This is a genomic window from Aliterella sp. E5.1 (genome assembly GCF_057473825.1).
Genome location: NZ_JBYCCV010000030.1, coordinates 1 through 22,206 on the forward strand (window position 1 = coordinate 1; position 22,206 = coordinate 22,206).

Consider the following 22,206-nt stretch of genomic DNA (forward strand, 5'->3'; position numbering starts at 1 on the left):
ACTTCAATTGGATTTGGCAGCATAGTCGGTTCAAGTCCACTGCCGCACAACGAGCAGGATTAACCTCTCGACCATGGACTTGGAATGATATCGTGACCTATCCCACAATAATCTGACGCACTACCCTCTTGGTTAAGAGACGAACCCCCGATAGATTTTTGTTCTCCATCAGACTGTGGCAATGCAGCAGGGCGATCGCCAGAAAATTGCGCTGTAAGTTCAGTTTGAAAGGTTTTTACTTCTGAAGCTAGATCCGCTCTTACCCGTGCATCTATACCGGAAAAGAGTAGCCAACGAATTGCCGGAATCGAGACAATCGTGCATAAAGCCATCAGGACGGCATACCAGATCAGAATGCGCGTGCGTGCTTCCCCTGCTACCCGCCGCCATTGCTGAGATAGTTGGGTTTTCACTGTTTGTTACTTGCCTCTAGGTCAAGACTTCCCTACAACTATGCTAAGTAGCCGACGTTAGGTAAGTCAAGCATACAGAAGCTAAAATGCGATTATTCCCCTTATTCCCGCTTTTATTACCTGTAGCAACGAAAAACAGCAAAGATACTTGCTACAAAACGCCCTTATAAATTGCTGTTGAACTTTACAAGAGAAAATATTAAAATTACGAGGGCTTAGTAATTAAGCATTACTTCAGGGGGAAAATGACTCAGCATAATGACTCTAAATTTAAGCCTACAAACCAAAAGTCTCTGTTAATCAGGAGTCTTAGTTGGATAAGCGTTGTTAGCATTCTTAGCGGCAATCAAGTATTTGCTCAAACCCAAAGCGCCTCATCAGATAATCTTGTCCCCTTACCCACCGCCGAAGTTGCGCCGCCTCCAGCTACTACTACACAACCATCAACAGATAGATTGCAAAGATTGCAACGCGCTCTAGTCAAACCCAAAGCTAAAAAAGTTGTTCGCCAACAAGCTGCACCGCAGCCGAGAGTATCTACCTATGTACCGCCAAAAGAAGCAGCACCACGCAAAACTGCTATTCAAAAAACTCAAGACTACAATGGTTCATTTATAGATCCTACTGATTACAGTACGGGCGCTACCAGCACTTACGAACCACCTAGTCAAGTCATTTTCTCCCAACGCTCTACAGGTTGTAATGCAGCCAAACAACTATGCGGTACATCCCAGCGTCAAGCAAGAATGGCAACTAGAGCTAATTCTGTCCGGCTATCTAGTCCTCAAAAGACTCAACCAAACGCGAGTTGGGTAAGAAATAGTCGCGCCGTGGCTACTACAGCAATGGTTCCCGTGCGAGGAAATACAAATAGAACCCGTTATTCAAATTCAGGGCGATCGCCTATAAACAGGCAAAAAGTTTTAAATAATGTGGCAACTTTACCCAAAATACCTGTTAGCAACTACTACAACCGCACCCTTAGACCGACTGGGCTAATGGGTAATAACAATATAAGTATGGTGTTTCCTCTGCCAATGCCTGCAACAATTACTTCATTATTTGGCTGGCGGATTCACCCCATTAGCGGAGATCGTCGCTTTCACGCGGGGACAGACTTTGGTGCAGCTACGGGTACGCCTGTGGTCGCTGCTTATAGTGGTAATGTAGCGATCGCGGATCTGATGGGCGGTTATGGTTTGGCGGTAGTTTTAGATCACCAAAAGTTCGGTCAACAGACGCTTTACGCTCACTTGTCAGAAATCTTTGTTCAGCCTGGTCAAGTGGTGGAACAAGGTACTGTAATCGGGCGTGTAGGCAGTACAGGCAATTCTACAGGTCCTCACCTCCATTTTGAAGTTAGGCAGCTAACTAATCAAGGATGGGTGGCGGCAGACCCTGGAGTGCAGTTACAAGGTGCGTTAGCTCAATTAGTTGAGTCTTTGCGTGTTGCTGATGCTAAACCGCAAAATAAAGGGTAAAAACGTCTTTATCTTGTAAGAAAAACCAAGGTTTGGGGGGTTGCCCCCAAATCCCCTGCAAAAGGTTCTTATCTGTAAGTAGCCTAGTTATTGGTAAGTCCGAAATTATATAACAATCGCTAATAAAAACTACTATTTACACGCAGCGCGATCGCGCGCTTCTACAGAAGAATTATGCTTTAAATAGTCTTCTAGCCAATTGCAACTATGCTCTAAAAGGCGTTCGAGCTCTATGTTCCAATTCCACAAAATTGCTGTATTGTCTCTACCCACTGAAGCTAAAATTTGCCCGTTTGGGCTAAAACTGACGCTGTTAACTTCAGCGCGATGTCCGTTAAAGGTTTTTAGCAATTTTCCTTGACGATAATCCCACAACTTAACCGTGCTATCGTCGCCACCCGAAGCAAGGGTTTCACCATCTGGGCTAAAACTAACACTATAAATTGCCCCGCGATGTCCTACCAAACTAATAATTTCTTTGCCAGTGCTGCTATGCCAAATTTTGATAGTCCCGTCTTGGCTGGCGGTAGCGATTACTTGACCATCAGGGCTAAATTTAGTGCTGTATACTTTTCCTGTATGTCCCTGTAAGGTACGAATTAGCGTTCCATTGGGGTTCCATAATTTAACTGTGCGATCGCTACTTCCTGAAGCTAGTAATTGACCATCGGGGCTAAAATCAACGCTGTATACCCTTCCTGTATTCCCCTGTAAGGTACGAATTAACCGACCTTGACGACTCCACAATTTAATTGTGCGATCGTAGCTTCCTGAAGCCAATATTTGATTATTAGGGTGAAAACTAACGCTATAAACGGGTGCGTTGTGTCCGTTGAGGGTTGTTAATAATGTGCCTCGAATGTCCCATAGTTTCACGGCTTTGTTGCGGTTAGCGGTAGCAATTACTTGACCATCGGGACTAAAAGTAGCGCTGGTAAACCAGTTGGAATCTTGAGCAATAGTCTTGACAAAAGTGCCATTGCGCCGCCAAAGTTTGATTGTCCCATCTTGACTTGCAGAGATGATATTTTGACTATTGGGACTAAAATTAATGCTATTAACTTCTGCACGATGTCCTACTAAGTCTTGGCGCAAAAAGTTATTTAATTTCCAAAGCTTAACGCTATTATCAGAACTTGCGGAGGCAAGGATTTCTCCATTAGGGCTAAAACTTGCGCTATAAATTCTTCCTTGTGCCTGAAAAGTTTTAATTTGCGCGTAGCCATTGCGCCGCCAAACTTTAACCGTGCCATCTTTACCCGTCGAGGCTATCGTTTGATTATCTGGGCTGAAAATAACATTATAAACTGCGCCATTGTGACCGCTCAACACTTTGACTAATGTGCCGTCAAGTTTCCATAATTTGATTGTGCCATCATTACTAGCAGAAGCAATTAATTTGCGATCGCGGCTGAAGCTGACATGATTAACTTGATCTTTGTGTGCTTGCCAGCTTTGCCAAATTTTACCGTCAAGATGCCATAATTTAATATCGCCTGCTTGACCAGTGCTTGCAATAATTTGACTGTCAGGGCTAATACTGACGCTATATATCGCACCTCGATGTTTTAATGGACTTGCTGTTTTAATTTCTTCGCCGTTGCTACGCCAAATCTTAATCGTATTATCCCAACTACCAGAGACGACAAACTGCCCATTAGGACTAAAAGCAATACTATCTACTGGTTGCTTGTGTCCAATCAGTGTTTTATTTTTTACTCCATCGCTATGCCAAAGTTTAATAGTATTATCATCACTAGCTGAGGCAATAACTTGACTATCCGGGCTAAAACTGATGCTATTTACTGCCCCAATATGACCAATTAAAACTTTAATCAAACTGCCATTAGGTCGCCAAGTTCTAATTGTGCCATCGGCGCTACTAGAAGCAATAATTTGACCGTTTGGACTAAACAAAACATCATTAACGCTATCGAGATGACCTTCTAAACGATTGACTTCTTGAATGCTATAGATAGCTTGTTGCAACGTCCCAGCAATTTCATTTTTTAAGCTGTCGTCTACAGTAGTATTTTGCAAATTTATGCCTGCTTTAACACCAGCTATTAATGCACCTATCCGGTCGTGTTTCAAAAATAAGAACTGCGACGATGCCATCAATCGAGAAGTTTCTGCCAATTTTCTTTGATTTTCTGCTTGCTTTAACAATAGTAAGCTTATTCCACCAGCAACTATAGATATTACGGAAACTACTGCTAGAATACTAAAACCAACTTTTATTGTGCGTCTGATCCGTTTTTGAGTTTCAATTAGCCTTTGATTGGATTCTTTTTCTGCTACTAATGCTAGTTCAGCTTTTGCTTGCGCTTGAGTTAGTATTTGATTTGCTTGCTTTTCTACTTCTAAAGCTTTTTGATACTCCCGATTTTCTAGTTCGCGACTAGCATCAAGAAACCAGTAATCTTGTTCGCTCAAGCTTTTGTTTTTTGCCCAAAGTTGAGCGGTTTGTAAAGCTTGTCCTCGCAGCAGCCAGGATTCATTTTTTGTAGTCATCCATGAAGTAATTGCTTCTCCGTAAGGACGCAAGTTTGCTAAAGCTTTTGCTATCCATTGCTCGTTAAAAATACTTGCGTAAATGCGGTTATATACTTTAATTACAGACTTGTTATTGCACCGTTGTTCGACTACTAAACCTGATAGCCGTAATTTCATTTGTTCGGGACTATCATCTGCTACAACACCATTACTGAGTAAAATTTGCTGGTACAAACCGAGCATTTGACCGGATTTTGACGATTTTAAAATGCGATCGCGTATAGTTTTTAAATGGGTAGGATCGTCTTGAAATTCCCAGTTTTTAAGCAAATGCAACTTCACTATTTTTTCAATAGTTAGTTCTTCTTCGCCTTTATTAATTGCTAACTGAGAATTTAAAACTAGCTTACATAGTTTTTGAGTCAAAAAAGGCTGCCCACCAGTCCAATTTAATACAGCTTTAAGTACCGAATTAGTTATTATATTATTCTCTAATGGCTGCGCTTGGGCGAGTTTAAACCCGCGCAAGTCAATAGCTTGTCCAATATTAAAAGGAGTGCGCCTTTTATCTTGCATTAAGTCAGCAGGATTTGCCACCCCAAGCATAACAAAAGTCAAGCGATTGTAGGCTGATTTTTCTGCTCGTTGATTGTAGCAAGCGCGAATAGCCGCAAAAAAATCTTCAATCGGGAACTTTAAACTTAAAACACTATCAATTTCATCAATAAAAATAACAATAGATTGACTAATTTCAACTAATAGTATTTGTTCAATAAACTCGCTCCAACGCTGCACCGGAGAAAGTAAAATGCGATCGCGCCACCAAGCAGACAAATTTAGGTTTAAATTAAAACTATTAACTAAACTAGCAATCAAACTAGCGTACCATTGCTCGACTGTAACTTGCTCTATGCCAATAGTAGTTAAATCGACTACCGCGCAAGCAATATTATGAGCTTGCAATTGGTGCATAACCCGCACTCGCAAGCTAGATTTCCCCATTTGACGAGAATTGAGTACATAACAAAATTCTCCTGCTAATACCTTGTTATACAGTTCTATATCAGCAATTCTTTTAACATAGGTAGGAGCATCAATCGGGAGATTTCCTCCCACTTGATAATCGCCATTACTAGGTGAAAATAGCGGATTATTTACCACAAGATAAGTAAGTAAATAGTTACATTCTATGCAAAAAAGTAGTGTTGTCTACGATCAGTTTTAAAGAAGTGACACTATTGAATCTTTGGTTTGCGACCATATATATAAAAGGTAGTAATATCATTCCAGATTCCTTGCTTGGTTTGAAGTGCTGCTAATTCAGCCTCAAATTCAGCCTTAGCTTGGATTAACTGTTCTGATGAAAGTTGCGATAAAGGAGGCGGATATTGACCCGGTGCAGGATGAGAACTTCCCGCCCACATTCCTTTAGCTTTGTCTAAACTGATATAACTACCTTCTTGCTCAACTTTAATATCAATTGCCTCAAATCCTGCTTGTTGAAGTAACTTTTGACATTTTTCAATTGTACCTGTTGGCTTACTCATTAAAAATGAAATACCATACTTTTGAGCAATTTTTTGGGTGATAACTCCACCTATAAAGGCGGTATCAGCAAAAGCATGGATTCCTATAATCCCCCTAGGTTTAAGACAGTTATGCCAAAGACGTAGCGCCGCAATTAAATCGGACATCCAGATAAACGCAGACGAACAGAAAATTTGGTCAAAACTATTATCTGCAAAATTAATTGTTTCGCCATCAGATAGCTGAAATTCAATATTTTCAAGATTTAGTTGTTCAGCTTTATGTCTTGCTTGTTCTAGCATTCCAGCAGAAATATCTACACCAATTACTTTACCTTCAGCACCAACTAATTGAGCAGCATAAATCGCCACATGACCTGTTCCTGTTGCAATGTCTAAAATGTACTGACCAGAACTAACTTGTCCATGCTCAACAAGACGATGAGCAATCTGCAAATGCCAATTGCCATGATCATAAGTTTCACTCCTACCAGTATATAAGTCTGCTATTTCTTGCTTATATATTTCTAATTCAAGTTGTTTCTCCATTAGGATTTTTCCTATAGATATGACTTCAATACAAAATTAGTAATTAGACACTTACATTTTGTGCAGAAATTATCAGCATCATTTATTGAGCGATTTGTTTTTTAGAACAAAACAGTAGATAAACGTAGTTTATTGCCTTTTGCAAAAGAGAACTGTGCGATCGCGCCAAAACTGAAAAATATAGTAAGAACTGTAAATTACTGTTGCGAAATTCTCAAAAACCCTTAAAAATTGTCTAAAACACAAGTAGATGCTTAATCTAAAAATTTAAGACAGTCCTTGAGGAAATATTATGGATAAATTACGCAAGTATCGTCTAGCCTGCACTCTAACCTTTGGTGATATCTACGGTCAAATTATTGTTTGGTTGATTACTATTACTCTCAGTTTAGCTTCAGCAATGGCGCTAATGGGAGCAAGAAGACCTTACTACGCCCTAGCTACCGTGGGACTAATTATATTGCTGTCTCTGCCCTTTTTGCTGTTTGCGTTTGTCACGACATTGTTCAATCACATTGAACTAATTGCTGTAGATGCCCAAACTCAGTACGAGCCGATGCCTGGAAATGTATCAAATCAGCGCCCAGTAGAAGCAACGAGTTAATTAAGGGTAGCAACAAGCAATGGAACAAGAAACTGGATTAAGGCTGTAATATTTATCAGAGCGCGAATTTCAGCCATTGGAGATAAGGGCTTCGGTAGAACTGTTATAGTTTTAAAATCTGTTTTTTGCCATGTATATACATAAAAGAAGAGTAGTAGCTCCCAAAAAGCGTCTCTTGTTCAGTTTACGGTTCCATCACTTGTCGCTACCCTACGGTTGCTCATTTCGCCCATGAAGCTACTAGGAAAAAACAGCAAAGATTTTTTAGAGATAGTGCATCCAATTTGTAGTTAGTCACGTACTAGAGTCATTCAAGCCAATTGAACGCGCTGATTGATCAGTAGCAGTAACTCACTCATCACTAAAAAACAAGTCCATTGGAGGGCGAATGAAACTTAATCAGTTGACCAAAATCACGGTAGCAATATCTTTGTCGGCTTGTCTACAAACTTTTATTGGTACTCCAGCTAAGAGTGCAGAAGTGTACAAAATAGTTGGGTTAACTAGCAATAATACCCTAGTAAAGTATGGTTCTAATTCTAATTCTCGTTCGCGTCGTTCTAACCAAACTATAAACATTACCAAATTAGATGGAAATGTTTTAGGCATAGATTACCGCCCTGCTAACGGGATGCTTTATGCCCTTACAGATACAGACAAGATATATACAGTCAATAGCGACAACGGTGTCGCTACTTTTGTTAGTAATTTATCAGTCAGTTTTAGTGGTGGATTTCAATCGGGTATAGATTTTAACCCAGTTGTCGATCGTCTACGAGTAGTAGCAAGTAACGGTCAGAACTATAGAATTAATGTTGATACAGGAATGGTTACTGTTGATACACTTCTCAACTACGACCCTGCTCAAGATTTAGGTGTTACCGCTTCTGCATATACTAATTCTAGAAAAGGAGCTACTGCCACTATGCTTTTTAATCTAGACTATGATTCCGATACCTTAGTAAGCCAAGCTCCTCCTAATGATGGTAGATTGACTGCGGTAGGAGCGTTAAGATTCAACCTACCTCCAGTAGCAGGATTTGATATTGTTACCAATAGTCAAGGAGAGAATGTTGGATTTATTGCGGCTGGCAAATCTTTGTATACAGTAGATTTATCAACCGGAGCAGCTAAAATGATGGGCAACTTCCGGGAAGGTAATTTAATTGGAGTTGCTGTTTCTCTTACTTCTGACAATAAATAGCCATATTTAGAACTAAACAAAAACCCTGTCAAACATAGCAGTGGGACAGTACCTAGCATTCGCTTTAGTATTTGAAACTGCATAAAATACTTTAGAAAATTGAGCCGAGGGTCTTATCCAAAGAGATGAAATTATCTCTTACGGCTCCTGGCTCAATTCTCTACTGAGCTAGAAATCGGATCGCAAGTTTTACAAAGTTAATTGGTTGCTTAAAATCAGCACTCGTTAAAAAACAGTAAAAAATTTTCATTTCTTTACCTTGAGTTATAGGAGATTAATCATACAATCAACTCCTAAAGCACTTTTCTTTACTAGGTAAAATGCCTTCTGAGCAACCCACCAATGGCGATCGCTTTTTATCTGGACAGACAGATATTGAACTATACCTAGCGCTGAAATCTGGTCGGGATGATGCTTTCGGCATTATTTACGACCGTCATGCTGGATTAGTTTATGGGATAGCCCTCAAAATTCTTGGCAATTCTCAAGAGGCAGAAGACTTGACCCAGGATGTTTTTCTAAGTATTGCTAGATCGTCCTCCTACGAACCAACTAGAGGGTCGCTGAGAACGTTCCTAGCAATTTTGACCCGTTCGCGAGCTATTGACCGAGTGCGTTCGCGCAACAACACCCGCAAGGTTCTGGGACAATGGAAAGATAACCAGCAACAAACTGCTACGGAGGCTCCTTTTGAACAAGTATCCCGCAGCGAACAGTCTCAAGAGGTAAGAGATGCCCTCGCCCAATTGTCCGACCATCAGCAGCAAATTCTCCAGATGGCTTATTATGATGGTCTGAGCCAATCAGAAATTGCCAAGCAACTGCAAATTCCTCTCGGTACAGTGAAAGCTAGAGCTAGGCGAGGTCTGCTCAAACTGCGTCAAATCCTCAGAAATTACATTGGATAATACTACCTATGGTTTAGTCGATGCTTTCAGAACAGTTACAGTTATTAGTTGCTGGGTACGTCCTCGGCGATCTTAGTTCCAAAGAAGCAGAGGAGTTTGAGCAACTCCTAGCAACTAATTCGGCAATTGCCCAAGAAGTAGCACAAATGCAACAAGTATTGGAGATATCTTACGCTCCCCCAGAAGTGAGTCCGCCAAGTCATTTGCGCTCGGCAATTATGGAAGCACATCAAGCTATTCCAAGAAATAGTTCCCGCCCGGTCACGAAGTTAGCCCGTCCTTTTTTATCTGTTTGGACAATAGGGGCAGCCGCCGCCGTGCTGATAGTTGCTTTGGGCATTAGCAACTATCATTTGTGGCGAAGTTTACAGGTTATCCAAGCCCAAAGCCGACAGGATGAATTTTTGACTTACTCGCTGCGAGCAAAAAATGAAAGTCTCTCGTCAGCTACTGTAGCAGTGAACCCCAATAAGTTAGAAGCTACACTAAAGGTTGAGAATTTACCCCCGTTGCCATCAGGTAAAGTTTACGTGCTATGGACAGTGTTAAAGCCAGGTGCGCCCTTCACAACGGACAACAAAAACGCAATTTTGACAGAAGTATTCAAGGTTGATGGTAAGGGGAATGTTTCTAAGCAGATTACCGTTCCTAAAGCTTATCGTACCGAAGACGTAGTTACAGCCCTTGCTGTAACTATGGAAGATGCTGCTGCTCCTGCCAAACACGCAGGAGCGCCAATCTTGATCGTAAGATTGTGAGACTTAACGTAAGTTTCTGTTCTGTTCCTGATACTGTTGGCGTTCACAATTCACCGGAGAGAAGAAGCGTAGGGAAATGAAACCAGCAAACACTTCAAATAAGAAAAAATATTAATACCTCTCTTACCGTGTTTCAGGCATTTCCAATAGCAAGAAAAATAAATAAACCACCCCGCCCTGGTGGGCGAGGAGGGGATAGTTCAGGACTACCTAAATTTTGAGCATTACCACAATGCTCTAACTGGACGAGTTGGATTATCCCTATTAGTAGAGGGCTGACTTGTTGTTAGAATAGGAGCTACCAGTGCTAGTACCTCGTCTCTTGTAGCATAACCATCGAAAGCATCCAAGTTGAATGGAATCGGCGAATTACTGCGGTTCTCTTGATAAATTACTTCACTTGCGTTTCTAATCCAGGGTCGCACATCAGCGCCAAGGAGGCTTTGACGTAAACTGCGGATGCCCGCAGCATGACGAGCTTCTACACTATGAATTGCTAAAGCAGCAGCCAAGACAGGTTTACCCGCTTCCCCCGCCGCTAACAAGTTCTGCACTTGCCCTTTATAAGCAGCTACTCCTAAATCCTCAACATATTGCCCTGCTAGGAGAAAATCTTGGGGATTAGCAAAAGGATCTCGTTTCAAGATAGCGCTGTAATTAGGGTTAGCGGGAATAGCAATTGCTTCTGGGTCGCCTCCTAGAGAGGATAGTACGGCAGAAAGGTCAGTTACGTGCTGGGCTTCATCTGCACCATAGGCTTGGATTACGTCTTTAGCTATTCGTGGAGCGTTTACTAAACCACCACTTTGAGCCGCAGCGATCGCTTTCGTATAAAAATCACTCTCTAGCTTTTCTAAAGTTAGGGCATATTCTACAACTTGCCTGGGTGTCAGTACCGCGCTTTGAGCATAAGCTGAGGGAATTGAAGTAGCAAATACTAATAGTAGCAATAATGGCAAAATCAGTAATTTGCTCCAGGGGTGGATAACTCGCTGCAAATAGCCGCCAAAAGGGAGTCTGATAAAGTTGGAGAGAGGTTTGTGCATAGTTTTAAATTGTTCGCTGTGCTGCTAAGTTTGAAAGAAATTTTCAAGTTTACTTGCTCTTTGAATTAAACGACAAGCGCCCCGTTGATGGGATTGTTTAATATTTTCAAAGAGCCGACAATCTCCACAATTTGTTTAGGCGTGTACAACTCATCGTAAGCACGTCCTTTAACGGGATTAAGTGATGCTACCAAGTCAGCATCACTCACCGAGCGCTCACTATCAAGTTCCGTAGTTGAACGCCCTAAAAGCGCTCGCACGCCTGCGGTGTGACGAGCTTCCACAGATACAATTGAACCAGCAGCTAGGAGGTAAGTCGGATTTGTTAAGCTTGTACCTGCGCCATTGTAAGCGTGTACACCCACATCTTCTAAGGCGACAGCCGTATTGAGTATGGTGTTGCGGTCAGTCATTACGGCAGCTAACCCAGGACTATTAAAGCTCAAGTCTGAGGTCTTAAATAAAGCATCTTTTCCTAAAACTTCGCGCAAGAACTTGACATGAGCAGCTTCTTGAGCGCCTAAAGTTCTCATGTATTCGAGTTCTTTGCTATCACTAATCTTTCTAGACTTCACAACACCTGCATAAAATGCGGCTTCTAGTTCTTCTAGTAATAAAGCAAAGTTGAGAATCCCGATGTCATCAGCATTAAACATTAAAGTTTTAATCCTGCTTCTGGGCTGCGCTGTTACTACTGTTGGTACGGTAGTTAATGCTAATGTGCCAAGACTAACAAGACCCCATTTGAGCAGATTCCGCCGTGAGGTGGAAGATAACTTCCCTTCGTTCATTTTGATGTCTCCTAAAATATTACGTATTCATTGGGTTACCTGTTGGTACTTCCCAATCGTTGGTCTGGTGCAAGGGATTTGCTTACCCCAATCGCACTTTTTTCTAGTTGCTCCGTTGTCGAGCTAAAAGGGTGGTATTTATCCTCAAATGCTTGCTATGCAGAACTTATAAACTACAAAACTCGAAAAAGGTACACGGTTCGTCTCATACTAAGCTAGGTTAACTGGCTCGGAAATCCGTAATTTTACTTGCTTATGTTCAGTCAACTAAATTTCAAGTCCGTAGTTTTACAGTGGAGCTATTCCCTACACATAAGTGGCACTTTTTCACAGCTATCTCGGCTTAATCCCTTTTTGCAACGCCACCAAAAAATATGCAACATCAAAAAACGGCTATGTTTTTTAGTAAAGGCATAGCCGTCACCAGAAAGTTGATAGCAGATACTGGTTATCTATTTGACCGTACTAGCGTTAACTAAGCCTTAATATTATGCTGCTTGCGCTTCAACAGAGAAAATGTACCTAAAGCACCCAGAGCCAGCGAACCCAAAATAGAAGAAGGTTCAGGTACAGGTTTAGCCGCAAGACCGATTAAATTGGAGCCAGCACCTTCACCAATTTGACCTAGTGAGGTAGCAGCACCAGTATTCAAATTAATTGAGTATAGAGCAGCAGCTAAAGTGTCGTCACTAAGCGACCCGAAGGCAGCGTAGGCAGTATTTACACCATCACGTGGAGAAAAAATATCAAATCCTCCAACGGAGCCGAAATCAACGCCAAGGGAGCCTACTGTTGCTAACCCACCTTCGTTGGGTGGGTTTTGTAAAGCCAATACATCAAGATTAGAGTCAATCCCAAACAATTGAGTTGTCCGGGGCGCTATACTTGCGGGTGGTCCTGCAAAGCTGTTAAGGTAGGCAGCAGCAGTAATAGTAGGGCTAGTACCAGCGTTAGGATCTGAGGCAATATAGGCTAAGGTTCCGTCAACAGTAGTTGCACCATTATCCACATTAATCCGGAAATTTTGATCGTTAGTGCCATTGACTCGCAGACGGTCGGCGGCGGGATTGAAATCCACTCCTGAGAAGCCTCCGGCTGTAAATGGAGTATTGAGGGTACTTACACGAGTAGCAACACCAGTTTGGGGATTAATGGTGAAAAGATTATTATCATTGGCAACACCGTATAGCTGACCATTCGCTGGACGATAGTCGATGCCTATTAAAGTGCCCACTAGATCGGAACCAGTTACTCTTACACTACTGGTAAAGCTAGGCGAATCCGAGTCAAAACTAACTAGAGTATTATCTTCAGTTAAGCCAAGTAGACTAACAGCTTGAGCCTGGGTGCTAGCGAATACACTAAGGGCGGATACACCTATTGCAGTAACGATTAAACTAAGTTTAGTTGGGTTCATTGCAGGAATTACCGAGTGTTGATTAAGTAGAATTATTGCTGCTACTCATTAGTCAGCAATAATTCTACTGATTTGGACTAACCCTATTACGTCACCGAGCGCAAATTGGATGCATTATTGTAGAAAGTTTTTTATATTGCTTGAAGACTTAGTGATGTTGTTGGAACTAGAGACACGCTTTTAAAGAATATCCAAAAAGTAGTAAAGCTTCCGGCTGTTGCACCGTGATAACACTTGAGCGCCTAGTGTTAGCGGTTACAAATCAAGCGAGAGATTTACTAGATATTAAAGAAGCGAAAAACCAACAGCAACCAACAGAGCCTTTGGCTTGGTAAAATTTCAGCTTTATGAGTTTTTAGATTCTTGAATCGGCGAAATTTCCGAAAGTAAAGAATCTAAATTCGGGTAGCGACAAGTCATAGAACCGTAAACTGGAACAAGAGACGCTTTTTGGGAGCTACTCCCTCTCTTATGCATATACATGGCAAAAAACAGATTTTAAAACTATAAGCGATCGCTCCAAAGCTTAAAAATTTCCTTGCCTTGTGGTGAGGATTTTTTATTGCGTCAAGATAAAAGAATAACTATTTGTTTTAATTTATGCTAGAACACGACGTAATTATTATTGGTGGTGGATTGGCTGGATGCCGTGCAGCCGTTGAGATTGCTCGTACAGATCCGAAGTTAAACATCGCAGTTGTTGCCAAAACTCACCCCATTCGCTCCCACTCTGTAGCTGCCCAAGGGGGCATTGCCGCAACCTTAAAAAACGTAGATGCTGGCGATAGTTGGGAAGCCCACGCTTTCGATACAGTAAAAGGTTCTGACTACTTAGCCGATCAAGATGCGGTAGAAATTCTCACCCGCGAAGCGCCAGAAGTAGTAATCGATCTAGAACACATGGGAGTAATGTTTTCCCGCCTTGACGATGGACGCATCGCTCAAAGAGCTTTCGGCGGACATTCCCACAACCGTACCTGCTACGCGGCAGATAAAACAGGTCACGCTATCTTACACGAATTAGTCAGCAATCTAAGACGCTACGGCGTACATATCTACGATGAGTGGTATGTAATGAAGCTAATTGTAGAAGATGAGGAAGCAAAAGGCGTAGTTATGTACCGCATTTTAGATGGTCATATTGAAGTCGTCCGCGCCAAAGCAGTAATGTTTGCCACTGGGGGCTATGGACGGGCTTACAATACCACCTCAAACGACTACGCTTCAACGGGTGACGGGCTGGCAATGACGGCTCAAGCGGGTTTACCTCTTGAAGACATGGAATTTGTGCAATTTCATCCTACGGGGCTTTATCCGGTGGGCGTACTAATTTCTGAAGCGGTGCGGGGCGAAGGTGCGTATTTAATTAACGCCCACGGCGATCGCTTTATGAATACTTATGCCCCTAGTCGCATGGAACTTGCCCCCCGCGATATTACTTCGCGGGCGATCGCGCGTGAAATTGCCGCTCATCGCGGTATTAACTCAGATGGCAGCGCAGGTGGCAAGTTTGTGTACCTCGATTTGCGGCACATTGGGGAAGAAAAAATTATGAGTCGGATTCCTTTTTGTTGGGAAGAAGCCCATAGATTAGTCGGCATTGATGCCGTGCGCGAACCTATCCCAGTACGTCCGACAATTCATTATTCTATGGGTGGGATTCCGGTAAATACCGATGGCAAAGTCCGCAGTAGTGGAGATGGATTTATCGATCGCTTTTTTGCGGCAGGAGAATCGGCTTGCGTATCGGTACACGGCGCAAATCGATTGGGGAGTAATTCGCTATTAGAGTGTGTGGTATATGGACGTAGAACCGGAAAAGCGATCGCCGAGTTTGTCCAAAATCGTAAATTACCCATTGTAGACGAGCAGCATTATGTTCAAGCGGCGGCGCAACAAATGCAGCAATTAATCGCCCAGCCAGGAAAATATCGCATTGCTCAAGTTCGCCAAGCTTTTCAAGATTGTATGACTGAGTATTGCGGCGTTTTTCGTACCGACGAATCGATGCGTCAAGGCTTGCAACAGTTGCAGCAAATTCAACAGCAATACCAAGAAATATATTTAGACGATAAGGGAGATTGCTGGAACTCCGAACTTGTGGAAGCGTTGGAATTGCAGAGTTTACTCGTTGTAGGACAGATAATTTTAACTTCGGCTTTGAGTCGCACTGAAAGCCGGGGCGCTCATTGTCGTGAAGATTATACCGAGCGAGATGATGAGAATTTTCTCAGGCATACAATGGCTTACTACTCCCCCGCAGGCATTGATATTCAATATCGCTCGGTCACTATTACGATGTTTGAGCCAAAAGAACGCAAATACTGACGGTAAAACCTCTAATTTTGGGTGAGATAATTTTTCACCAAAACATTTATCTTGTATTTTGAGCAACGGCATAGGTATAATTTGGACAACAATGAAGGGGAGTAGCTACTGGTAATTATTTTGCCAGTCCATGGAAATCAACATACTGGCAATAACTGCCTGGTTCCCATGACAAGTTAGGAATTAGTAACTAATTTCAGCAATTTGGCAGCGAGACTTTCACCTAGTTCACAGCAAAATGTGGGCTTGGTGGAGTGCGATGTGCGCCTTTATCAAGCTCAAAGAAGTAATGTAACTTTTGAGGAGCGAGGGCGAGGTGCTAACTGCTTTTAGTAAAGGTTTGTCTCTAATTACAGTTTCTGAGCTAGGAGATAAAACCTTTTTTATCGCCGTAATTTTGGCTATGCGTCACTCCAGAAAAATAGTATTTACTGGGGTACTTGCCGCTTTAGCTGCAATGACGATAATTTCTGTGCTAGTAGGGCAAGTTGCCTCGTTATTGCCCCCTGATTACGTCCGCTATGGCGAAATTATTTTGTTTATTGGTTTTGGGGTGAAGCTACTGTACGCAGCAAGTCAAATGCCCCCAGATTCTTGCGATGTAGAAGTCGTCAAAGAAGCAACAGAAGCCGTAGAAAAAGCAGAATTGAAATTATCTAAAAAACAAGTAGCCGCAGCAATTTATACAGAAGCTTTTGTCCTAACTTTTATTGCCGAATGGGGCGATCGCACCCAAATTGCTACTATTGCTCTGTCGGCGGCAAATAATGCTCTAGGCGTGACGATGGGAGCAATTATCGGTCACGCTATTTGTACGGCGATCGCGGTTATTGGCGGGCGAATGCTGGCGGGGCAAATTTCTGAGCGGACGCTTACTTTTGCTGGTGGCGGTCTATTTTTAGTATTTGGTGTCTTGAGTTTGTTAGAAATAATGTAGGGCATATTCTTGAATACGCCCTAGATAATTAGGGCGTTTTAGTCGGCGAAGGGGATGCTGTAGGCGAAAGTGTGGGACTTGCTTGGGCTAGTTGCTGAATTTGCGCCTTGTATTCTGGAGGTGCTAAGGCGGTAGCAGTTTCAAATAGAGGTTTGGCTTGGTCATTTTTGCCTTGCTCTCTCAAAACGCTGGCTTTGGCAAGTACCGGACGGAAATCTTTGCTATCTACGCCAATTGCGCGATCGTAGAGAGAAATCGCATCATCGTAACGTTTTTGGACGGCGAGGACGCTACCTTTAGCTAAGAAAGGACGGACATCTTGTGGATCTTTGGCGATCGCGCGATCGTAAGTTGCGATCGCCTCGTCGTAGCGTTTTTGGTTGGCGTAAACTTCTCCTAGAAGCAACTGCACGGAAGTTACATCCACGCTGCTTCCAGGGGCTTTATCTACCTTTGTCAAAGTATCTTGCAACAAGCTAATAGCTTCATTCGGGCGTTGCTGCTGCAATAGAGTTAGCACTAATCCTTGTAAGGCTAAGTTATCGCCAGGTTTTGTTTTCAAAATTGAACGATAGGCATTTTGACCTCCTTCAATATCCCCTGCTCTTACCTTTGCTTGGGCAAGTAGAAGCGTATACTGCGGTTGAGTAGGATTTAAGGCTGCCAATTTTTCAATGGCTGGAATTGCGCCTTTAACATCCCCTAACTTAATTCGGGCATCGACTAATCCCTGTAAAGCCGTCTGATTTTCTGGTTCGCGCTGCAAAACTAACTCAAAACCCCGTACTTGATCTTCCAATTGCGATTTTTGGGCTGTGAGCGCAGTTTGCCCGGCGGGTGAAGCTGCACTTGTCGGCGGCTGACTTTGCTCAATGGTACTTGTTAGTAGAGGAAGCATAGAACCTCCTACCAAAGCAATAGCTGCTACCACCAAAATAATATTAATTAACCAGCGATTGCGGGGTTGAGACACAAAACTGCCTTGAATGTATAGTATTATCCTCGATCAAAATAGAATCATTTGCCCACAATAAGCAAAGCAGTAGGGCTTTTCTCCATAAAACTTTGCATTTTATTTTGTAGTGCCTCTAGCGAGATCTATACCCTATAGCTATGCTATGCTGCCCACACTATGTTTTACTATTGAGAGCCTGAGCTACGCCCCGTACTAGCAATAGTTGCTTGAAATTAGTATAACTATAGCAAAATTGTTTTTGTTATAGTTGCTGAGTAAAAGTTACCAGAAAAAGGGCAAACAATGAGGTTATTCCTTTAACTTGTCCCAATTTCTAGTTAAAGTGTAATACCCCCAACGCAAATCCTAGAAAGGGATAAGTCTCCGCCCCCAGGAGTTTTTATGAATTCCTCTCACAATTCGTCCGAATCAAATTCTGTTCCATACCAACAGCCAACAAATATGCCAGCAATAGAGGTTCAAAATCCGTCTTCTGGTGCTGCCTCTACCGATGCCAACGAATTAGATTGGCAACGACTGCAACCGATTCCACCTCCTAGCGAACCAATGCAGTACAGAGCCATTGGCTTAGTTCGCGGTCGTTATATTGCAAGTAGCGAACAATTTACTCAAGGTATCCTGCTAACAGAAGATGGCACTAACGTTAGTGCCGTATTACTAGGGCGAATTATTAGTTTGCTCAAAAATCACATAGATTTAGCCCAAGAACATTTATGGGTAGTTTATCCCCGCACTGGGCAAAAAGAAGATAACCTGCACCTGCAAATTGTAGGCGTGTGGGAGCCAGAAAAATTAACCAAACACCCAGAAGGCGATCGCCTGACTCCAGAAACACCTGTTAACGTTTCTGAAGTGCAAGAGCAAGTCGTGGCTAACTATTTCTCCGTGCGCGGCGAAGTGATTTTTCAATCTCCTGCCGAGGGACATTTTATTGTCAAAATCAAGCAAGTTGCTCGTTCAGAAGCAGATAAACCTAAATACTTTAAGCTAAAAATTCTCGGCGATTTGGCAACTAAAGCTGTAGGACAGTTTTGGGATTTGCAAGTAGAAAGAAAAGCCGAAACTTTGGTATTGGCGAAGGGAGAAGTAATCGCGGCTTTGCCAGTATCGAAACCAAAATTGAAAAAGAGACGTGACGCACCTAGTGGCAGCACTCGCCGGACTTTTGAGCCACCGCAACCCGTACGAAAAACCAACGTTGCGCCCCCAATCAAACAGCCAGCGCGATCGCCTACGCCGAAGCCAATCAAGCGCCAAAATCCACCGCAGTAAAAACCTAACTAAAACTCTGTCCAGCGATCTTGAGGCAAAAAAGCGCGATCGCTAGGAATGGGTGCTACAGGTTCAGTGAGGGTAAACTGTCCTGCTTCAATCCATTGTTTCAACTCTAAGGCGACTTGTCTGGACAAAAACATACTGGCAAGAGGGGCGGTACGCACTGCCTTACCCTCAATCACGATGCGCCCAGATTTTAGTTGAGCATAACTCACCAGCCCAAAAGTAGGACGGACGCGCCGGGGAATAGAAAAGTCTACAATTGGCGCTACCAAATCTTTGTCCTGGACGGCACAACGAGCGACTACTTCCTCATTCAATGCAGGTAAAGGTATGCCTACGCCTAACATTAAGGAAGGTCCGTAACTTTTGAAATAACAACCGCGTACCCAACGACTGTTCATTTGTTTGGCATCGCCAATCAAGGCTAAAGTAGCCGCAGGTCCTACGGGCGTGCGATTGGGCAAGCGTTTTTGTAAAGGGAAATGCTGCGTACCTTCCCAAGCCACGTAACCAACGCCGCCGCCTAAAAAGATTTTTGTGCCAATCCCAATTAATTGCAAGTCTGGATCGTTAAGCAAAGGGGAAATTGCGCCGGGGTTAGAGTAGACGGCATTACTCAAACGTGGTTGCAGAGGTCCTAAATAAGTGAATAACGGGCGATCGCCGCCATTAACTCCGACGATAAAGTTTTGGTATAGATTGCGCGGATTGAATAAGTAAAATTGGTTAATAGTTTCGCGAGTGATCGTGGTTTCAAAAGAGGCGCGAGGATAGCAATCTGTCACCTGTCCCAAAGCTTTTACTTGTACGGGTAAGCCAGCAATCAAGTCAGAGATGACATGACCGCCGCCGCGATCGCGCAATTCTTCTCCATCTTGAGATTCCATTGCTTGAGTAGCCCCCAAATACAAGTCTACGGCTCCAAAACCTGAGTAGACAGGGACGTTATCTATCCAGCAACGACGAATTTTGATGGGCGGATCGGTATGTCCCAAATTAATAATTGCGCCGGAAGACTCCATTGGCTCAAAAGTTCCGGTAGTAATTACATCTACCTCTTTAGCCACTTGAGCAACACTAGAATTGGCAACTTGTGCTTTTAATTCCTCTACCGTCCATACCACTGCACATTTGCGGCTAATTTTGTCGTTGATTTCGGCGATCGTCTTCATCTGGTTTCTGGACAATAATCGTTGTTTGTACCTGGGTTGGTTGGGGGTTTGCGGGATTTTCTAAAGTTTCAGGGCTTGGTTGAGGTCCAACGTCGTCCTTGGCATCCTTACCCCATTTATCTAGTACATCGGTAATCAATACTTCCTGAATCCATACTTGAGCAACTACCGTTAAAGGCAAAGCTAACAATAAACCCAAAAACCCGAAGAAAGTTGCAAAAAAGACTTGAGAGAGCAACGTAACGGCGGGGAGCAACGAAAATTTTTGTGGCATCACGTAGGGAGGCAAAAAGTTGGTTTCTAGCTGCTGGATGCCAATATACAACCCTAAGACTGCTAAAGATTTCCAAGGTGCGTCTAATAAGGCGATCGCCATGGGGGGAATTACACTCAAAGCTGGTCCCACATTGGGTATGAACGTCAAAATTCCTGCTAACGCGGCTTGAGCCAGTGGTAAGGGGATGCCCAAAATTACCAAACCAATCCCACTTAAGGAAGCGATGACAAACATATTAAACAAAATACCGATTAGCCAGCCGCGCAAAGCTACTTCACAACGGTCTAAAATTGTATTTACTCGTCGCCGATAGAAAGAAGGAAACAAACAAATAAAGGCTTGGCGATAAGGTTGCGGATCGCTAAGGAACATTAAAGTCAAAATTAGGACTAGCAAAAAGTCAATGACAAAGCCAAAGGAGCTAGAAAAGAAAGTAAAAAATCTTTGGAAAAGCTGGTTTGCTAAGGGCTGAACTTGTCTAATTAATCCATCAACATCCGGCAAATAAGGAGTAAATTGCGGCGGTACGAACCTTTCAAGTTGAGCAACCCAAAATTCCGATCTAGCAAGTCCTTTGGGAAACAACTCTGCTAATTGTTGAAACTGACCTGTAAAAGCTGGCACGATCAACCAAAAAAAGCCAGTTAGTACAGTGAGCAAAATTCCTACAGATAGTAGGATGGCAAAGCCCCGCGATACACCGGATTTTTGCAAGCGTCGAGCTAATCTATTTAAAGCCGTAGCAATCACGATCGCAGTAAATACTAATAAAAGCAGTTGACGAATCTGCCACAGTATATACAGAGAGATAACTAAGGCGATTAAACCGATCCATTGACCGATATTCACTCTGCTGTAACTCCTATCAATAAGTTGGGTTTGATATCTTAATGCAGCTAGATTAGCGGATTATGGTGATTTCTCCTATATCTGAAAAGAGGTTAGCTGATTTTTTGCTGATTAGTAGTTGCGTAACGCCACAAAAATGCAATCGCCATCACTACAGTAGGTGATAGAACTCCAATCAGGACATTGGTTGTTGTTAGAGGAATAGCTATGGGAGCAAATTTAATTGCAACAGATAATATTGTAGAGACAACAAACAATTTAACAATAAACAAAATTTGACTTGCCATAAAAATTTTTATCGATAAATTGCAAGGTTAAAGAAAATTTTCAATCCTTTAACCTTTTCCCTTTTTCATAGCATATGATGTTCGTGCCAGTGGTGGGCAATGTCAATTCGGCGACAAAGCCAAACGCGAGCGCGTTGCTGTACGTAATCGAGAAAACGAGCTAAAGCAGCTATTCGTCCTGGTCTACCTGTCAGGCGGCAGTGTAGCCCTACACTCATCATCTTAGGCGCAGTTTCACCCTCGGCGTACAAGACATCAAAAGCATCGCGCAGATATGTAAAAAACTGATCGCCGCAGTTGAACCCTTGAGTAGTAGCAAAGTGCATATCGTTGTTATCTAGCGTGTAGGGATGACTAAATAAAGATGCGCTAGTTGCAGCATCTCAAATAGTCTTGGCTGTAAATCAGCTAGGAAATACCCCAGGGGAGCAAGTAGCAACAGTCGGATATTTCTCCGTTTCACCGAATGCTGTAAATGTTGTCCCTGGCAAAGTTGAGCTAAAAATTGACTTACGGGATCTATCTCAAACTCATTTAGACAATCTAGTTGCCCAGATGCGACAGCAGTTTGCCGAAATTGCTACAGCAACTCAAACAGAAATTGTCATGACTCAAGCTTTGCACGTCATGCCTACTTTAGCAGCCGCCAAAATTCAAGATGCGATCGCCCAAGTTTGTCAGCAACTGGGATTAAGCTACAGCTACTTGCCCAGCCGCGCCGGACACGATGCTCAAGAAATTGGACGCTTTACTGATATGGGCATGATTTTTGTGCCTAGTTTTGCTGGACTTAGCCATTCTGAAGACGAATACACGTCTCCAGAACAGTGTACTGAGGGAGCTAATGTACTGCTGCAAACGTTTCTGCAATTGGATTGATTCTATAGCGTTTAACTTTTTAGAAACCTG

Annotated in this window: 17 protein-coding genes and 4 pseudogenes; 10 read left to right on the top strand and 11 right to left on the bottom strand. The window is 42.8% G+C overall.

From position 1 onward, the window contains the following. Positions 1-116, top strand: a pseudogene (locus AC2VE5_RS12225) (IS1 family transposase); the annotation flags it as partial. Here AC2VE5_RS12225 and AC2VE5_RS12230 read toward each other — a convergent pair. After that, on the bottom strand, positions 60-413 hold the full coding sequence (locus AC2VE5_RS12230; RefSeq protein ID WP_486888020.1) for a hypothetical protein: 354 nt from the start codon (positions 411-413) through the stop codon (positions 60-62). The pseudogene AC2VE5_RS12225 and the gene AC2VE5_RS12230 overlap by 57 nt on opposite strands. A 938-nt stretch (positions 414-1,351) precedes the next feature. Here AC2VE5_RS12230 and AC2VE5_RS12235 point away from each other — a divergent pair. Then, a pseudogene (locus AC2VE5_RS12235) lies at positions 1,352-1,894 on the top strand (M23 family metallopeptidase); the annotation flags it as partial. Positions 1,895-2,026: 132 nt separating this feature from the next. Here the strand turns inward: AC2VE5_RS12235 and AC2VE5_RS12240 are convergent. Both AC2VE5_RS12240 and AC2VE5_RS12245 read right to left on the bottom strand, forming a co-directional pair. Next, positions 2,027-5,551: a WD40 domain-containing protein gene (locus AC2VE5_RS12240; protein WP_486888021.1), complete on the bottom strand. Its 3,525-nt coding sequence runs from the start codon at positions 5,549-5,551 to the stop codon at positions 2,027-2,029. Between the two features lie 74 nt (positions 5,552-5,625). Further along, entirely contained in the window at positions 5,626-6,465 is an 840-nt protein-coding gene (locus AC2VE5_RS12245) for a class I SAM-dependent methyltransferase (RefSeq protein ID WP_486888022.1), read from the bottom strand. A gap of 292 nt (positions 6,466-6,757) precedes the next feature. Here AC2VE5_RS12245 and AC2VE5_RS12250 point away from each other — a divergent pair, with 292 nt between their 5' ends. The 4 genes from AC2VE5_RS12250 to AC2VE5_RS12265 all read left to right on the top strand — a co-directional run bounded on the left by AC2VE5_RS12250 (position 6,758) and on the right by AC2VE5_RS12265 (position 9,939). Next, entirely contained in the window at positions 6,758-7,069 is a 312-nt protein-coding gene (locus AC2VE5_RS12250; RefSeq protein ID WP_486888023.1) for a hypothetical protein, read from the top strand. A gap of 388 nt (positions 7,070-7,457) precedes the next feature. Further along, on the top strand, positions 7,458-8,273 hold the full coding sequence (locus tag AC2VE5_RS12255; protein WP_486888024.1) for a DUF4394 domain-containing protein: 816 nt from the start codon (positions 7,458-7,460) through the stop codon (positions 8,271-8,273). 320 nt (positions 8,274-8,593) lie between these two features. Next, positions 8,594-9,181, top strand: coding sequence for a sigma-70 family RNA polymerase sigma factor (locus AC2VE5_RS12260; protein WP_486888025.1), 588 nt, complete (start codon positions 8,594-8,596; stop codon positions 9,179-9,181). 20 nt (positions 9,182-9,201) lie between these two features. Then, positions 9,202-9,939, top strand: a complete 738-nt coding sequence (locus tag AC2VE5_RS12265) for an anti-sigma factor (protein ID WP_486888026.1) — start codon at positions 9,202-9,204, stop codon at positions 9,937-9,939. A 224-nt stretch (positions 9,940-10,163) separates the two neighbouring features. Here AC2VE5_RS12265 and AC2VE5_RS12270 read toward each other — a convergent pair whose 3' ends face one another. The 3 genes from AC2VE5_RS12270 to AC2VE5_RS12280 all read right to left on the bottom strand — a co-directional run bounded on the left by AC2VE5_RS12270 (position 10,164) and on the right by AC2VE5_RS12280 (position 13,193). After that, complete coding sequence (locus AC2VE5_RS12270; protein ID WP_486888027.1) at positions 10,164-10,985, bottom strand: ferritin-like domain-containing protein; 822 nt, start codon at positions 10,983-10,985, stop codon at positions 10,164-10,166. 65 nt (positions 10,986-11,050) lie between these two features. Next, entirely contained in the window at positions 11,051-11,776 is a 726-nt protein-coding gene (locus AC2VE5_RS12275) for a ferritin-like domain-containing protein (RefSeq protein WP_486888028.1), read from the bottom strand. 475 nt (positions 11,777-12,251) lie between these two features. Continuing rightward, the gene (locus AC2VE5_RS12280) at positions 12,252-13,193 is read right to left on the bottom strand and encodes a DUF4394 domain-containing protein (RefSeq protein WP_486888029.1); all 942 of its coding nucleotides are present in this window, start codon (positions 13,191-13,193) and stop codon (positions 12,252-12,254) included. A 600-nt stretch (positions 13,194-13,793) separates the two neighbouring features. Between AC2VE5_RS12280 and AC2VE5_RS12285 the strand changes: the two genes are divergently transcribed. Beyond that, the gene (locus AC2VE5_RS12285; RefSeq protein ID WP_486888030.1) at positions 13,794-15,521 is read left to right on the top strand and encodes a succinate dehydrogenase/fumarate reductase flavoprotein subunit; all 1,728 of its coding nucleotides are present in this window, start codon (positions 13,794-13,796) and stop codon (positions 15,519-15,521) included. Between the two features lie 316 nt (positions 15,522-15,837). Further along, on the top strand, positions 15,838-16,458 hold the full coding sequence (locus AC2VE5_RS12290; protein WP_486888031.1) for a TMEM165/GDT1 family protein: 621 nt from the start codon (positions 15,838-15,840) through the stop codon (positions 16,456-16,458). Between the two features lie 28 nt (positions 16,459-16,486). On the opposite strand, the gene AC2VE5_RS12295 is transcribed toward AC2VE5_RS12290, so the two are convergent. Further along, complete coding sequence (locus tag AC2VE5_RS12295) at positions 16,487-17,431, bottom strand: tetratricopeptide repeat protein (protein ID WP_486888032.1); 945 nt, start codon at positions 17,429-17,431, stop codon at positions 16,487-16,489. A 384-nt stretch (positions 17,432-17,815) separates the two neighbouring features. Between AC2VE5_RS12295 and AC2VE5_RS12300 the strand changes: the two genes are divergently transcribed. After that, on the top strand, positions 17,816-18,706 hold the full coding sequence (locus AC2VE5_RS12300) for a hypothetical protein (protein WP_486888033.1): 891 nt from the start codon (positions 17,816-17,818) through the stop codon (positions 18,704-18,706). Positions 18,707-18,714: 8 nt separating this feature from the next. Here AC2VE5_RS12300 and AC2VE5_RS12305 read toward each other — a convergent pair whose 3' ends face one another. From AC2VE5_RS12305 to AC2VE5_RS12320, 4 genes and pseudogenes are all read right to left on the bottom strand, one after another. Further along, entirely contained in the window at positions 18,715-19,884 is a 1,170-nt protein-coding gene (locus AC2VE5_RS12305) for a homocysteine biosynthesis protein (protein WP_486888056.1), read from the bottom strand. After that, positions 19,850-21,010: an AI-2E family transporter gene (locus AC2VE5_RS12310; RefSeq protein WP_486888034.1), complete on the bottom strand. Its 1,161-nt coding sequence runs from the start codon at positions 21,008-21,010 to the stop codon at positions 19,850-19,852. Before AC2VE5_RS12310 ends, AC2VE5_RS12305 begins: the two co-directional genes overlap by 35 nt. A gap of 92 nt (positions 21,011-21,102) precedes the next feature. Continuing rightward, positions 21,103-21,297, bottom strand: a complete 195-nt coding sequence (locus AC2VE5_RS12315) for a hypothetical protein (protein ID WP_486888035.1) — start codon at positions 21,295-21,297, stop codon at positions 21,103-21,105. 65 nt (positions 21,298-21,362) lie between these two features. Further along, positions 21,363-21,647 (bottom strand): annotated as a pseudogene (locus tag AC2VE5_RS12320) (allantoinase); the annotation flags it as partial. Positions 21,648-21,651: 4 nt separating this feature from the next. Between AC2VE5_RS12320 and AC2VE5_RS12325 the strand changes: the two are divergent. Beyond that, a pseudogene (locus AC2VE5_RS12325) lies at positions 21,652-22,176 on the top strand (M20/M25/M40 family metallo-hydrolase); the annotation flags it as partial. Between the last annotated feature and the right edge of the window lie 30 nt (positions 22,177-22,206).

Excerpts from the sequence above, each read along its gene's own strand:
- AC2VE5_RS12245 (WP_486888022.1), bottom strand. The coding sequence starts at position 6,465 with ATGGAGAAACAACTTGAATTAGAAATATATAAGCAAGAAATAGCAGAC.
- AC2VE5_RS12250 (WP_486888023.1), top strand. The coding sequence starts at position 6,758 with ATGGATAAATTACGCAAGTATCGTCTAGCCTGCACTCTAACCTTTGGT.
- AC2VE5_RS12255 (WP_486888024.1), top strand. The coding sequence starts at position 7,458 with ATGAAACTTAATCAGTTGACCAAAATCACGGTAGCAATATCTTTGTCG.
- AC2VE5_RS12260 (WP_486888025.1), top strand. The coding sequence starts at position 8,594 with ATGCCTTCTGAGCAACCCACCAATGGCGATCGCTTTTTATCTGGACAG.
- AC2VE5_RS12265 (WP_486888026.1), top strand. The coding sequence starts at position 9,202 with ATGCTTTCAGAACAGTTACAGTTATTAGTTGCTGGGTACGTCCTCGGC.
- AC2VE5_RS12270 (WP_486888027.1), bottom strand. The coding sequence starts at position 10,985 with ATGCACAAACCTCTCTCCAACTTTATCAGACTCCCTTTTGGCGGCTAT.
- AC2VE5_RS12275 (WP_486888028.1), bottom strand. The coding sequence starts at position 11,776 with ATGAACGAAGGGAAGTTATCTTCCACCTCACGGCGGAATCTGCTCAAA.
- AC2VE5_RS12280 (WP_486888029.1), bottom strand. The coding sequence starts at position 13,193 with ATGAACCCAACTAAACTTAGTTTAATCGTTACTGCAATAGGTGTATCC.
- AC2VE5_RS12285 (WP_486888030.1), top strand. The coding sequence starts at position 13,794 with ATGCTAGAACACGACGTAATTATTATTGGTGGTGGATTGGCTGGATGC.
- AC2VE5_RS12300 (WP_486888033.1), top strand. The coding sequence starts at position 17,816 with ATGAATTCCTCTCACAATTCGTCCGAATCAAATTCTGTTCCATACCAA.
- AC2VE5_RS12305 (WP_486888056.1), bottom strand. The coding sequence starts at position 19,884 with ATGAAGACGATCGCCGAAATCAACGACAAAATTAGCCGCAAATGTGCA.
- AC2VE5_RS12315 (WP_486888035.1), bottom strand. The coding sequence starts at position 21,297 with ATGGCAAGTCAAATTTTGTTTATTGTTAAATTGTTTGTTGTCTCTACA.